The 13,187-nt window shown below is 56.2% G+C and carries 15 protein-coding genes and 1 pseudogene; 11 read left to right on the top strand and 5 right to left on the bottom strand.

Features of this window, described 5'->3' with window-relative positions; genetic code table 11:
* Positions 1 to 5: 5 nt before the first annotated feature.
* Positions 6 to 1,205: an acyl-CoA desaturase gene (locus tag QGM61_RS11565; protein ID WP_237134711.1), complete on the bottom strand. Its 1,200-nt coding sequence runs from the start codon at positions 1,203 to 1,205 to the stop codon at positions 6 to 8.
* 234 nt (positions 1,206 to 1,439) lie between these two features.
* Between QGM61_RS11565 and QGM61_RS11560 the strand changes: the two genes are divergently transcribed.
* Positions 1,440 to 1,661, top strand: coding sequence for a SlyX family protein (locus QGM61_RS11560; RefSeq protein WP_237134710.1), 222 nt, complete (start codon positions 1,440 to 1,442; stop codon positions 1,659 to 1,661).
* A gap of 75 nt (positions 1,662 to 1,736) precedes the next feature.
* Here QGM61_RS11560 and QGM61_RS11555 read toward each other — a convergent pair.
* Positions 1,737 to 1,943: pseudogene (locus QGM61_RS11555) on the bottom strand (cold-shock protein); the annotation flags it as partial.
* Positions 1,944 to 2,475: 532 nt separating this feature from the next.
* Here QGM61_RS11555 and QGM61_RS11550 point away from each other — a divergent pair.
* The 4 genes from QGM61_RS11550 (at position 2,476) to QGM61_RS11535 (ending at position 5,509) form a co-directional block, all read left to right on the top strand.
* Positions 2,476 to 2,991, top strand: a complete 516-nt coding sequence (locus tag QGM61_RS11550) for a glycine zipper 2TM domain-containing protein (RefSeq protein ID WP_237134709.1) — start codon at positions 2,476 to 2,478, stop codon at positions 2,989 to 2,991.
* A 125-nt stretch (positions 2,992 to 3,116) separates the two neighbouring features.
* Positions 3,117 to 3,395: a PepSY domain-containing protein gene (locus tag QGM61_RS11545; protein WP_237134708.1), complete on the top strand. Its 279-nt coding sequence runs from the start codon at positions 3,117 to 3,119 to the stop codon at positions 3,393 to 3,395.
* Between the two features lie 2 nt (positions 3,396 to 3,397).
* Positions 3,398 to 4,072, top strand: coding sequence for a response regulator transcription factor (locus tag QGM61_RS11540; RefSeq protein ID WP_237134707.1), 675 nt, complete (start codon positions 3,398 to 3,400; stop codon positions 4,070 to 4,072).
* Between the two features lie 6 nt (positions 4,073 to 4,078).
* Positions 4,079 to 5,509, top strand: a complete 1,431-nt coding sequence (locus QGM61_RS11535; RefSeq protein ID WP_281133080.1) for an ATP-binding protein — start codon at positions 4,079 to 4,081, stop codon at positions 5,507 to 5,509.
* A 50-nt stretch (positions 5,510 to 5,559) separates the two neighbouring features.
* Here QGM61_RS11535 and QGM61_RS11530 read toward each other — a convergent pair whose 3' ends face one another.
* Positions 5,560 to 6,318: a sulfite exporter TauE/SafE family protein gene (locus QGM61_RS11530; RefSeq protein ID WP_237134705.1), complete on the bottom strand. Its 759-nt coding sequence runs from the start codon at positions 6,316 to 6,318 to the stop codon at positions 5,560 to 5,562.
* 146 nt (positions 6,319 to 6,464) lie between these two features.
* On the opposite strand from QGM61_RS11530, the gene QGM61_RS11525 reads away from it, so the two are divergent.
* From QGM61_RS11525 to QGM61_RS11515, 3 genes are read left to right on the top strand one after another with little or no spacing between them, the layout of a single operon-like run.
* Entirely contained in the window at positions 6,465 to 6,929 is a 465-nt protein-coding gene (locus QGM61_RS11525) for a hypothetical protein (RefSeq protein ID WP_281133079.1), read from the top strand.
* Positions 6,929 to 7,606, top strand: a complete 678-nt coding sequence (locus QGM61_RS11520; RefSeq protein WP_281133078.1) for a type II secretion system protein J — start codon at positions 6,929 to 6,931, stop codon at positions 7,604 to 7,606. The genes QGM61_RS11525 and QGM61_RS11520 overlap by 1 nt, the downstream gene beginning before the upstream one ends.
* The gene (locus tag QGM61_RS11515; RefSeq protein ID WP_237134702.1) at positions 7,603 to 7,929 is read left to right on the top strand and encodes a hypothetical protein; all 327 of its coding nucleotides are present in this window, start codon (positions 7,603 to 7,605) and stop codon (positions 7,927 to 7,929) included. The genes QGM61_RS11520 and QGM61_RS11515 overlap by 4 nt, the downstream gene beginning before the upstream one ends.
* Positions 7,930 to 7,949: 20 nt before the next feature.
* Here QGM61_RS11515 and QGM61_RS11510 read toward each other — a convergent pair whose 3' ends face one another.
* Positions 7,950 to 8,522, bottom strand: a complete 573-nt coding sequence (locus QGM61_RS11510) for a GspH/FimT family pseudopilin (RefSeq protein ID WP_281133077.1) — start codon at positions 8,520 to 8,522, stop codon at positions 7,950 to 7,952.
* A 76-nt stretch (positions 8,523 to 8,598) separates the two neighbouring features.
* Between QGM61_RS11510 and thiO the strand changes: the two genes are divergently transcribed.
* From thiO to QGM61_RS11495, 3 genes are all read left to right on the top strand, one after another.
* Positions 8,599 to 9,771 (top strand): glycine oxidase ThiO, encoded by a 1,173-nt coding sequence (gene thiO, locus QGM61_RS11505; RefSeq protein WP_411268765.1) that lies wholly within the window; start codon positions 8,599 to 8,601, stop codon positions 9,769 to 9,771.
* A gap of 21 nt (positions 9,772 to 9,792) precedes the next feature.
* On the top strand, positions 9,793 to 11,448 hold the full coding sequence (locus QGM61_RS11500; protein ID WP_281133075.1) for an NAD+ synthase: 1,656 nt from the start codon (positions 9,793 to 9,795) through the stop codon (positions 11,446 to 11,448).
* Positions 11,449 to 11,511: 63 nt separating this feature from the next.
* The gene (locus QGM61_RS11495) at positions 11,512 to 12,111 is read left to right on the top strand and encodes an SIS domain-containing protein (protein WP_237134698.1); all 600 of its coding nucleotides are present in this window, start codon (positions 11,512 to 11,514) and stop codon (positions 12,109 to 12,111) included.
* Here QGM61_RS11495 and QGM61_RS11490 read toward each other — a convergent pair.
* On the bottom strand, positions 12,102 to 13,139 hold the full coding sequence (locus QGM61_RS11490) for an outer membrane protein assembly factor BamD (RefSeq protein ID WP_237134697.1): 1,038 nt from the start codon (positions 13,137 to 13,139) through the stop codon (positions 12,102 to 12,104). The genes QGM61_RS11495 and QGM61_RS11490 overlap by 10 nt on opposite strands.
* Positions 13,140 to 13,187 lie beyond the last annotated feature (48 nt).

Below are 13,187 nucleotides of genomic sequence, written 5' to 3'. Positions count from 1 at the left end.
TGCGATCAGGCCGCCGAAGCTTGCTGGTTGGCAAAATTGTGCATCAGATCCTGCCATCGCTGACGCTGCAGCTTAAGCTTGTAACGGACCTCACGGTAACTGTCGCGCAGTGCCAGACGATCCCACTTTTCGTGAATCTGGTCGTGCAGCTGCGTTGTTTTAGCCTCATACCATTCCTGGCGATGCTTGGCCCAAAGGTCCAGCGTCGATTTCAGTTGCTGGTACTCTTCTTCCAGTTTAGCTCGCCACTTTTCGGCGTTCGCCAGCGTGCTGCAGCGTTCGGAGGCGTGTCGATATTGCATCTCCAGGCGGGCTGTTTCGATGCTCAGTGGAGACACTCGTTTCAGGTCGCTGGTCAGACCCAGCCACTCACAGCTTCGGATCAGCCATTTAGTAGGGTCGAAGTGCCACCAGCGGATGCCGTTGCGATAGTCCCACTGAAAGGTGTGGTGGTAGTTGTGGTAGCCCTCGCCATAAGTGAGGAATGCCAGCAGCGAGTTGTCACGGGCTGAACTCTTGTCGCTATAGGGTTGTCGCCCCCACATGTGTGCCAGTGAGTTGATCAGATAGGTGACGTGCTGACTGAGTACAAGGCGCAGCAGACCGCTTAACAGCAGGCCAGCCATGATGCTGCCACCAAGGTAGCCGATAAATGCCGGAACGGCGATGTTCATGAACAGCACCAGGGCCAGGTAGTGTTTGTGCTGCCATTGCAGAATGGGGTCTTTCTGCAGATCCTTGATATTGGAGAAGTCCTGCACGCCACTGGGGTAGTGACGCACGATCCAGCCAATATGCGAAAACCAGAATCCGCGGCCGGCGGAGTAAGGGTCGCGATCATTGTTGTCGACAAAAGCATGGTGTCGGCGGTGGTCCGATGCCCAGTTAAAAACGTCATTCTGCAGGGCGCAGGCACCACCCAGCGCAAAAATGAAACGCAGCACCGGATGTGCTTTGTACGCCTTGTGTGACCAGAGTCGGTGGTAACCAGCGGTAATTGAAATGCCGCAGAAGCCCATCATCAGCACGAACATGACCCAGTCGTATACCGAGTAACCGTAAACGAACCCGAACAGGGGAACGAGAATCACGGCTAAGATCGGTGTGCTGGTAAATAGCACCATATTGGTCCAGTTAATCGGGGCATGCTCCTTTGCCGCTGCTGAGTCTGTGTTACCTGGCTGGGAAAGCTGCTTGTCTTGCATATGTCTATAACTTCCTGAAAAACCGAATGAATACTGCTGTTAACGTGGCCTTGCGGTGGATTAACCCCTGGAATGGACTATTGAATGAACTAAGACAGGCCAGAGGTCTGGAATATTACACGCTTAGGCGTGCAAATAGAAATATGACAGCCACGAATCGGAGTACAATACACCTGCCATTCATGCGGCAATGATACATTGGGCAGCCCGGAGCTGGGCTCAGGGGGTAGCGTAATGATGACAGATGATCAACTGGTGGACCTGCAAACACGGATAGCGTTTCAGGAAGACAGCCTGTCGACTTTGAACGATGTGATTGCCAGGCAGCAGCAGCAGATTGACGCTCTGGAACGCGAGCTGGCGCTCCACCGCGACAAGATTACAGAACTACTGGAAATCCAGGCAGAGCGGTCAATCAGTCCCGGCGCGCAGGAAGAAAAACCACCGCATTATTGATTGTCATGCGCCGGCGACGATGCGTGCCGGCGCAATCCGTATGCGGGACGGGCGGTCAGACAATCGTAGTCAGTCTCATTGCTGCTGGCTCAATGCAACAACGTCATCTGCCTGCAAGCCTTTGTCACCCTCGCTGACAGCAAACTCGACGCGTTGTCCGTCACGCAGAATACGATGTCCTTCGCCGCGGATTGCTCGAAAATGGACGAAAACATCGTCCCCACTATCACGGGTAATGAAGCCAAATCCTTTGCTGGCATTGAACCATTTGACGCTGCCCTGCTCGCGTGCGGCATTGCTGCTGGATCGATTCTGCTTTGGCTTGCGGGAACGTTTTTTCCTGGGGCTGCTTTGCAGGCGACTGGCAAGCAGCGAACTGAGCAATGTTGCCAGCAAAATCAAGACCAGTAAGCCGGCCATCTGATTGACGGCGGGCACCAGGAAGTACAAAACGGGTGCACTGATAATAGTTGCGACTACTGCCGCGATGACTGTATTGCGGAACATGGGCTCTCTCTTGGGGGAATACTTTAGGCGGCGCTCTGGGCCTGATGGTCGAGAGGGGGCTTGCCCGCGCCGGCAGTCGGGCAATTTGATGCCTCTTGTTGCCAGCCAGTATTCCTGCATCCTGATTGTTGTTGTTAATATCCGGGCTGGATTGTACCCGTATCGCGTCAGGATTCAAACTCTCCGCAGCTTGAATCGATTGCAGGCGTCGTTAAGTTATCGTTCAGCTGATTACCGCTATTCTGCACACGTCAACCAATGGACGAGGTGCAAAATGAACATCCACACGCAAGCAAAAAAAAGATCAATGCTGGCGATCGCGCTGTCAGCCGGTTTCTGGCTTTCGTCATCAGTCGCGTCTGCACAGACTCAGTATGTTTACGCTGACGTTATTGATACACGGCCTGTTTACCAGTCGGTCACGATTTCAGAGCCTCTTGAAACCTGCTGGAATGAGCAGGTCCTGGTAAAGGAAGACCGCCATGGGCAAAGCCGTACTCCAGTGCTGATCAGCACCATAGTAGGTGGTGCTATTGGTAACGCGCTTGGCACCAATAAATCGAGTCAGCGAGTTGGTGCGGTGGTTGGCGCTGTGTTGGGGCATTCTGTAGGCCGTGATATAGTGAAAGCCAACCACAAACCGCAGCACGCCCGGTACCAGACCGTGCAGCATTGCGAAGTGACAGAGTCCTACCGCGATGAGGAGCGCCTGACCGGATACCAGGTGCGCTACCGCTATAACGGCGAGGAATACACGGTACACACGGATCACGATCCCGGCAGAAAAATTCGGCTTCGCGTCGACGTTGCGCCGGTGTTTTAACTCTCTCCGGCAAGCTGCTGATGAGCCCGGTGGAGTGATTCCGGCTGTATCCTGACGGCAGTTTCGACATATGGAGAGACATAGTGAGTATGGTGACGTTAATGAGGGGCCGGCGCAGGAATCGATTGCTGATAGCAGCCATCGTATCCTGGCTGGCTCTGGCCGGAAGCGACGTGGTCGCGCAACCTCCGGCTGATCAGGCCGAGCAGCAACAGAACAGTGGTCGGACGGTCAATCAGCGACAGGCACTGGATATCGTCAGAGCCCAGTTTCCTGGCGAGGTCATCAGCATCAATGAAGTCAGGCAGGGCGACCGGGTTCGTTATCGGGTCAGACTGGACAATGAAGGAAATATTTACACTGTCTATGTCGACAAAGCGACAGGTGCCATCAGCAGGGAGTGAGCATGCGGGTATTGGTTGTAGAAGATGCCAGCCTGTTGCGGCAGCAGCTTAAACTGGGTCTGGAGCAGGCCGGATTTGTCGTCGATGATGCCAGGGACGGACGCACAGGCGTTTACCTGGCCGTCGAAAATGATTACGACGCCGCCATCATTGATCTTGGCCTGCCAGAACTGGATGGCATCAGCCTGATTCGCCAGATGCGTGAGGCGGGGCAACGCTATCCAGTACTGATTCTTACAGCGCGCGGTGATTGGCAGGATAAAGTCAGTGGCCTTGATGCAGGCGCCGATGATTACGTCGTAAAACCGTTTCGCATGGAAGAAATTCTTGCGCGCCTCAATGCCCTGATGCGCCGCGCCGCTGGCTTCGCCAGCCCGATCATCACCTCGGGATCCATCCAGCTCGATACCAGTGCCAAACGCGTCAGTGTTAACGGCACTGGCGTGGATCTGACCGCCTACGAGTACAAGACACTTGAGTATCTGATGTTGCACCCTGATCAGGTTGTCTCCAAGACGGAACTGACTGAGCACCTGTACGCACAGGATTACGATCGTGACAGCAATGTGCTGGAGGTGTTCGTTCGGCGCCTGAGACAGAAGCTTGATCCGGATCAGACGCTCAATCCTATTGAAACTGTGCGGGGCCAGGGTTACCGCATGCGCGTCATGGATTGATGCCAGGTGTCCAGGCCCGGTTCCTATTCGCTGCAGAGCCGACTGCTGGTCTCGGTCAGCATTCTCCTGACGGTGTTTCTGGGTTTGACGGGAGTGGTGCTGGACAGGGCGTTCAGAGCCAGCGCCGAAGCCGGCATAGCCGAACAGTTACAGGTTCAGATCTACGTGCTGCTGGCGGCTGTCGATCAAAGCGACGGCGACTTCTATTTCATTGAAGATCTGCGCGAGCCGCGCTTTTCTCAGCTCAATTCCGGGCTTTACGGCCTAATCAGAGATGCTGACGGACAGGTGTTGTTGCGCACTCCCTCGGCGCTTGAACTCGCTGTTAATGAGCTGGCGCTGGGACGTGAGCTGTCACGTGGCGACACGCAGTTTCGTCGTCTGGCCGGGGCATCAGAACTGGAATTCTTTGTCAGCAGTTATGCTGTGACCTGGGAAAATCGACCCGCGCCTGTCATCTTTACGGTGCTCGAGGATACTGCCACTTATCAGTTGGAGGTGAATCAGTTTCGTCGCAGCCTGTGGTCCTGGCTGGGAGGACTGGCCGCGTTGCTTTTATTGTTGCAGCTGGCGCTATTAAGATGGGGGCTGGCACCGTTGAGAAGACTGGCCCGGGATCTGGTCAGCATCGAAAGAGGTGACAGCGAAACCCTCGGAGAAGACTATCCGCGCGAGTTGAACGCAGTAACAACCAACCTCAATCTTTTGATTCAGTCAGAGCGCAAACAGCAGCAGCGCTATCGCACCACACTGGGCGATCTGGCGCACAGCCTGAAAACACCACTGGCCGTTATTCAGGGCGAGATGGCCGGCCTCAGGTCCGGGCCCGATCACGCGGGTGCGACCGCGAGCGATACAGTGCGTGCCGATGTGATTCAGGAACAGCTTGATGCCATGAACCAGATTGTGGGTTATCAATTGCAGCGCGCCGTAAGAGGGGATAACACCAGTACGCTGGCACGCCAGGTCAACCTCGCCGAGGCGACCGCGCGGGTAGCGCGGGCGCTGGAAAAGGTCTACGCCGACAAATCGGTAAAGATCACACAACAAGTGGACGAGCAGACCTTCTTCCTGGGAGACGAACGGGATCTGATGGAGGTTCTGGGCAATCTGATGGACAACGCCTGCAAGTATGGTCGGGGCAGGGTACTGGTGTCTTCATCCTCTGTTGGCACTGATTCCGGTGCTGCGCAGCTTCGTGTGGAAGACGATGGCAGTGGCATACTGCCTGAGGCAAACGAGCTGGTACTGCAGCGAGGAGTCAGGCTGGATACCTTGCCGCAGGGGCAGGGCATAGGCCTGGCAGTTGTGGCAGATATCGTGCACAGCTATGGCGGTCAGATCCAGATAGAGCGGAGCAGCCTGGGGGGCGCCGCAGTCATTGTAACCCTCAACAACATCCGGGTCAGCAATCTGCGCGAAAGTACCGCTCGCTAAACTTTTCCAGTCTCAGCTGGTGTCGCCCGGTTTATCTGCGCAGCCGTCGATCAGAAAACCAGTGCAGCGCCGCAGGACACCAGCGTCATCGCGAACAGGAACCACTTGATGGTGCTTTGCTGCACGCTGATGGCAAATTTTACGCTCAAGTGACTGCCCAGCATTGTTCCGGCCGCAAGTACAAGGCCCGGCAGCCAGCGCACCAGATCGAACCAGAGGAAGATGGCCAGTGAAACGGCTGTAAAACACAGCGTGCAGACCATTTTCAGCGCGTTCGCCCGGACCAGGTCGTAGCGCAACCCGCCAGCCAGGGCGGCCAGCAATATAAAACCGACTCCCGCCTGCACGAAGCCACCATAAACTCCGGCCAGGAAGAGACCTGCCCATGCACCGGGACTTTCACCCGGCGTCTTTACTGGGGTGCCTGGAGGCGGCGCGATGAAACCCGGGCGCACCAGGATGATGGCTGACATCAATAGAATTGTTCCCAATAGCAGCGGTTTGAGCGCCACATTCGGCAGCAGCGCTGCAATCAGTGCACCGATGGCGCCGCCAATCAGATTGGGGACCAGAATAGGCCAGATTGACTGAGTATCCAGTCGCCCGTATTTGTGAAACCCCTTGACCGCAACAACACCCTGCAAGATGACGCCAACACGATTGGTGCCATTGGCTACGTCGGGGGGCAGGCCCAGCAACATCAGGGCCGGCAGGGTCAGATTGGATCCGCCTCCGGCAAGGGTGTTTATCCACCCGGCGATGAGACCTGTCAGGGCCAGCAGCATGAGAAGCAGCAGATCGTATTCCATGCCCGTGAGCACCCGATTCATTGCGAAGCGCGGATTATAGGTAATTTACCCGCTGCCGCCAAAACTATCTGCTTTTTTATTGAGCATTGACGGGGATTCATGACTACAGTCTTGGTGGAGTCGTGAAATTTGCAGGGATGGCAATTATGCGTGCAACAGGGTCGTTCAAGATCCTCTGGAAGAACCGTGGTGTCGCCACACTTGAGCTGCTGCTGGCGGGCCTGCTGGCAGGCAGTGCCATCTCCGTCTCAGGGCTGATGCAGATCCACAGTGATGATGCCCTGTCGCGGGCCCTCGCTGCGCATCAAGTTTCAGTGCTGCTGGAAGAGTGGCTGGCATTACATGAGTTGTCGCCAGAACTTGCCTGCGCTGCCGAACGGACAAACTGCACGGCATTGAATAGCGGGAACACCGCGCTTCTGGACCATGATCAGGCAGTGGAGCTACTTGATCAGTGGGAGCAGCAATTGATAGACGCTGAGGCAGCAGAAATGTTCGGTCATTTTTCACTGCATGCCGCTGAAGACTACACGTCGATTTGCTGGCAGCAGCCAATGCGCGCCACAGAATGTCTGATTCGGGTGGCATCCGCTCAGGAGTCGGATGCCTGATGAAGTTGCTCGCGAACATGCGATCGGGGCATGGTTTCAGTCTGCTGGAACTCCTGCTTGTCATCGCCTCAGGCGCAGTCATCAGTGGGTCTTTATTACAGGTCTACCTGTATGGACATCAGGACCGCTTAAGGCAGCTCGAGCGGCAGCAGTCTCTGGATACCTCGACGGTGGTGCGTCGGATATTTGGTGAGGACCTGCGACTCGCGCTGGATATGGCAGAAGCATTGGCACGCGCAGGCGCCACTGGATTGGTGCCCGTTGAGAAATGGCATGCTGGCGCGTCGTTCAGCCGCCCGTCCACAGCGGTCAGCGGCAGCGATGTTGTTATCGTCAGGCACTATTCCGTCACCGGTCTCTTCGAGAGCAGCAACCTGTACTACCTGGCACATCGTGGTGGTCGCCGAGACCAGCCCGCCGGGCTTTATCTTCGGAGAAGTCGACCAGAAGGTGGCTTTTATAGAGGCGAGGAACTTGTGACTGGTTTGAGTGACCTGAAAGTCGCAGTTTGTCAGCGGCGCTGTGATAGCGCTAGCCGAGTCGAACATGGGAATCTGACTGCAGTCCGCATCCGCTACCGAGTGGCTGAAGATTCAGGCCTGATGCGGGGTCTGCTGACGGTGCCGGCAGGTATCAGTGACACCGAGCCGGCGGTGCTAAATGAGAGCTCCCCGTGAGCCCGAAAAACTGGCATCGGCAATTCCACTCCCGCAGGCAGCTGGGCGCGGTGTTGCCGCTGTGTCTGATCCTGAGTCTAGCCCTTGCTTTGATGGTTCAGGCAACTCTGGCATCGGCAGTCCTGACCCACCGTAAAGTGTTCAACCTGTTACATGCCAAAGGGTTCTGTGTGGTCGAACTGGCTTCTCAAGATCATGGCGAAAGAGGCGAGAACATAGCCGGTGAGACCCCGTGGGAGGCCGACAGCTTTGTGGCTAATCGTGAGGCCTTGCTGTCTGAAGTCCTGGTGAAATGTAAAGCCGCTGGCGTTAGCAAGCCGTAGCGGAATCAACAAGACTTCGGTCAGACATCGTCGCAATCGAGTGGATTGCCAGCACCATCCTCGCGCCAGCCGTCGCCGTCTGAGTCTTCTGCCAGTCGAATGCGACCTGCGCCGTTTATTACCAGCTGGTGAGGAGAGCCGGCATCAGGTTGGAGCGGACACCACATCAAACTGCCATTCTGATGAAGCAGCGCACCTGTTGTATCAAACTCCAGACGATTCGACGCACCGAAGCTGCGCCAGTGAACCGTGCCGTGAACTGCCGTCCAGTCCTGTCTGTGCACCTGCTCACCGTCGGAAACCAGTACGATCCCCAGGTTCCAGTCAGCTCCGCAACCTTCAAACCGTGCAGGGCACAGCGTGACAGCCAGGTCGGAACGGATGGCATGGCTGCGTGCCAGCTGTATCATCTCGGCAGCCTGCGAAATCACTCTCTCGCTCTCATCTCTCAGAAGCCATTGTGAGGCTGGAAGGGAAAACTGCAGCATTATTGTTATAATCACGGTGCAGATCATGATCTCCAGCAGGTTTACGCCTGATTGTCGAAACTCAATCGCGTGACGCCGGTACACCCGGCTGCAGTGGGTCCTCATCCATGAACTCCCGGCATGACTAGTATGTGGTCAACTAAAACTATAGCAGCTCTTCCGCAGATCGATGGGTGGTGCTGTGTCTGATTTTCTGATTTGCGGAGGTGGCATATCCGGATTGCTGGTTGCGCGTGAGCTGGTACTGGCAGGTGCGACCGTGCATCTGGTGGAGCGCGGCCGGATAGGTGCAGAGGCATCCTGGGCTGGTGGTGGTATCGTTTCACCACTTTATCCATGGCGTTACGAGGATGCGGTATCGGCTCTGGCCAATCAGGCCCAGGACGCCTACCCGTCACTGGCTGGCAGTCTGTACGCAGAAACCGGTATTGATCCGGAACTCAATGAGTGTGGACTGCTGATGCTGGACGCCGAGGACCACGTTGAGGCACTTGATTGGGCCAGTCAATTTGGGCGGCAGATGAGCCTGTGGCAGGCAGATCACGTTTATCGGCACGAGCCCGCACTTGCCGAGGGGTTCACACAGGCGCTGGCAATGCCAAAGGTGGCCAACATTCGCAATCCCCGGCTGTTAAAAGCCTTGCATCAATGGCTTCGGCAGCATGCCTCGGCAACCATAACGGAGAACTGCGAAGTGCTTGGCCTGAACCACACCGGCGGCACAGTTCAAAGTGTAAGCGCCAACGTGGGCGGACAGAAGAAGTCTCTCACGGCAAGCCACGTTGTAATCACAGCAGGTGCCTGGGCGGGCTCACTGCTCAAGGCTGCGGGCCTCAACGTTCCCATCGAACCGGTCAAGGGTCAGATGATGCTGTACAGGGCAGATCGGCAGCTGCTGAGAGGTATCGTTCTGAATCAGGGACGCTATCTGATTCCCCGGCGCGACAATCATATACTTATCGGCAGCACGCTGGAGGCAGCAGGCTTCGACAAGACAACCACCCAGCAGGCGTATGAGAGTTTAAAAATCTCAGCAGAACGGATGTTGCCCGCGCTTGCCGATGTTCCGATCGTAAACCACTGGGCCGGCCTCAGGCCTGGGGCTCCGCGGGGCGTTCCGTTTATTGGTGCATTGCCCGGCTTCAAGAATCTCTCGATCAATGCTGGCCACTACCGTAATGGACTGGTTCTGGCGCCGGCCTCGGCGGCTTTGCTGGCGGACCTGGTAACAGGCAGGCGACCAAAAATTGACCCGCGTCCCTATGACCCGGCTCATCGCCTGGCAAACACAAGTTTTGCCTCGCATTCGATTATCGCTGACAATAGCGCGCAACCGCGAACACAGCACCGTTAGTACCCCGGAGACAGGCACGATATGGCAAGACAGCTCAGGCTGGTAATGGCCCAGTTGAATTTATTGGCAGGCGATATCGCCGGCAACGCTGATCGCGTTCTGGATACGGCAAAACAGGCGATTGCTGAGCACCAGGCCGATGTTGTGGTTTACCCGGAGCTGGCGCTGACCGCATACCCGCCGGAGGACCTGCTGTTGAGGCCCGCGCTGGCGACGCGTGTTGATGATGCCCTGGCGAAAATATGTGAGGCAGCCCTGCCGGCCTGGCTGGTGATCGGTTTTCCGCTTTACGAGCAGGGGCGGTTATTTAATGCGCTTGCTGTCATTCACGGTGGTGGTATCCAGGCCATCTATCGAAAGCAGTGCCTGCCAAATTATCAGGTGTTTGACGAGCGGCGCTACTTCAGTGCCGGTGACGCCCCCTGTCTGGTAGACATAGAAGGTGTGAAAACGGCATTCACCATTTGTGAGGATATCTGGGAGGCGGGACCTACCCGGCAGGCTGCGCAGGCGGGTGCGGCTCTGATGATCAATATCAATGCCTCGCCATTTCATCTGGACAAGATGGAACGCCGGCTGGCCTTGCTGGCAGATCGTGCTGCCAGCGCGGCGATGCCGATCGTATATGTCAATCAGGTTGGTGGGCAGGATGAGCTGGTATTCGACGGCAACTCCATGATTGCTGACGCGTCCGGCGAGGTTCAGGTTTGTGGTCCGGCATTTGCTGAAGCGCTGATCCCTGTGGCCCTTAATGTTGAGGCCGATGCGGTCACGTTCGCCAATCCACTGACGGCAACAACTGCACTGCCAGGCATAGAAAGTCGATGCTATCAGGCGATGGCGCTGGGGCTGCGTGATTACCTGCGCAAGAATGGCTTCAAAAAAGTTTTGCTTGGACTCTCTGGGGGTATCGATTCAGCACTCACGCTGGCTGTCGCGGTTGACGCGCTGGGAGCAGAGAATGTCAGCGCTGTGATGATGCCCTACGATTATACTTCGCCACTGAGCCTGCAGCTCGCCGAGCAGCAGGCCACACGGCTGGGTGTGGACTATCAGATCATTGCCATCAATGACATTTACCGTGCGTTTGAATCCGCCCTGGCAGCGGAGTTCGCAGGTATGCCTCCCGACCTGACGGAACAGAATATTCAGGCGCGCTGCCGCGGCACTTTGCTGATGGCGATTTCAAACAAAAAAGGTGCACTGGTGGTGACTACCGGCAACAAGAGTGAGCTGGCGGTCGGTTACTGCACGCTCTACGGAGACATGGTGGGCGCCTTTAGTGTGCTGAAGGATGCCAGCAAGACGCTGGTATACAGACTGGCCCGCTATCGTAACGAAGTGGCTGCAGAAGCAGGGGAGACTGACATCATTCCCCAGGGGGTCATCGATCGTCCTCCGTCGGCTGAGCTTGCTCCGGATCAGCGCGACGATGATAACCTGCCACCTTACGATCGACTGGATGCGATCATGGCCATGTATGTGGAACAGGACATGAGTGCGGAGGCCATCATTCGCAGTGGACAGGATCGTGATGAAGTCTATCGTGTGCTCCGCCTTATTGATATCAATGAGTACAAGCGCCGTCAGGCGCCAATTGGCGTACGATTGACGGAGCGTGCGTTTGGACGGGACAGGCGCTATCCACTGACACACGGCTGGAAAATTGGCGATTGATGCCTATTCGCGCTGGCCAGCGGCTACAGACCACTCACCAGGTATGACAGGTAGACACTGCATATGCACACGATAATCCGTGACACCCTGACTGACTCTCAGGCTTATCTGGGAAACTTTCTTTCTGATGAAACCAATATTCAGGCAATTGCGGATGCCGCAGAAGTGCTGATAGCTGCACTGTCGCAGGACAAGGCGATCTACAGCTGCGGTAACGGCGGGTCAATGAGTGACGCCATGCATTTCGCTGAAGAGCTCACCGGGCGCTACCGTGATAATCGGGCGGCGCTGTCAGCTACGGCGATCAGCGATCCCGGGCATATCAGCTGTGTGGCCAACGACTTTGGGTATGAACATATTTTTTCCCGATATCTGCAGGGACGTGCTCGATCCGGCGACTGCCTGCTTGCGATCAGCACCAGTGGCACCAGCAAAAATGTCATCCGTGCGGCGGAGTACGCAAGAGAGTCGGGTATAGCTGTGGTCAGTCTTACCGGGAAGCCCGGTTCAGTACTGGGCACACTGGCCACGGTTGATATCAGCGCCGGTGCCAGTCGCTATGCGGACCGGGTGCAGGAAGTTCACATCAAGATTATTCACATCCTGATAGAACTGATTGAACGCCGTTTCTTTCCGGAAAACTACCCGTCAGCTCAAGGCTGACCGGGAGTCCCAGGTACGGGTTCAGAAGGTGTGCCGGGCGGTGGCTCGGTTGGCAGCACTCGCTCGTCGGCGCCGCGTCCGAAGCGTCCAAACGTCAGAATATTCAGCAGCGAACGACCAGACTCCAGTCCCGTCGTGTCTGGCTCAATAGAACGCTGGGGGCGCTGCGTGGGTGCTAGCGGTGTGTCATCGACGTTGCTGCCGAGCAGACCAAAACTGACCATGTATAGCAGTGAAGGGTCTGTGACATGATTGCGGACTATAAAGTCACCATCGCTGTCCAGCGATGCATGATCCGGGAAGTTGGTTCGCAGCAGCGCGAGTGAGGTATCAGCAAGGTCGTTCAGGCCAAGACGCAGGTAACACTCGACCATAATGGATACGGCATCGGCTACCGCCGGTGAGCCCTGAAAGTTCTCAACCACATATCTGGCGCGGTTAAGCGCGGCAATGTAGGCACGACGCTCAAGATAATAGTTGGCAACGTGGATTTCATGGATAGCCAGGTTGTTGCGCAAATAGATCATGCGCGCCCGGGCATCAGCCGCATAATCACTGTCCGGGTAAAGCGACAGCAGAATGGAAAACTCGTTAAATGCATCGCGAGCCCGGCTGATATCCCGCTTGGACTGATCCGTTGGCAGGAAACGGCTCATGAAACCGGTGTTCTCAGAAAAGCTGGCGACGCCTTTCAGATAATAGGCGTAGTCTATGCTGGGGTGATCGGGGTGCAGACGTATAAATCGATCCGCGGCAGCCCTGGCGCCTTCCAGATTACCACTTCGGTAATGCGCGTAGACCAGCTCCAGTTGGGCCTGAGAGGCAAACTGGCCGAACGGGAATCGCGACTCCAGCGCCTGGTAGGTGCGCACGGCAGCGCTGAAGTTGGAAGAGTTCAGCTGCCTGTTGGCGGTGCGATAGAATTGCTCTTCTGTCGACAGATTGGCAAACTCGTCACGTTCCTCGCTGTTAAACAGGGAACAGGACGCCAGACTCAGAAGTAACGTAAATAGCAGCAGGACTCGCACGCGGTAGACACCTCAAAAACATTCAAAACAGACTATAATGTCTGGTTG

Source organism: Pseudohongiella sp. SYSU M77423 (assembly GCF_029911965.1).
Classification (GTDB): Bacteria; Pseudomonadota; Gammaproteobacteria; order Pseudomonadales; family Pseudohongiellaceae; genus Pseudohongiella.
The sequence above is the reverse complement of the archived record's forward strand: the minus strand, read 5'-3'. Positions and strand labels throughout refer to the sequence as shown.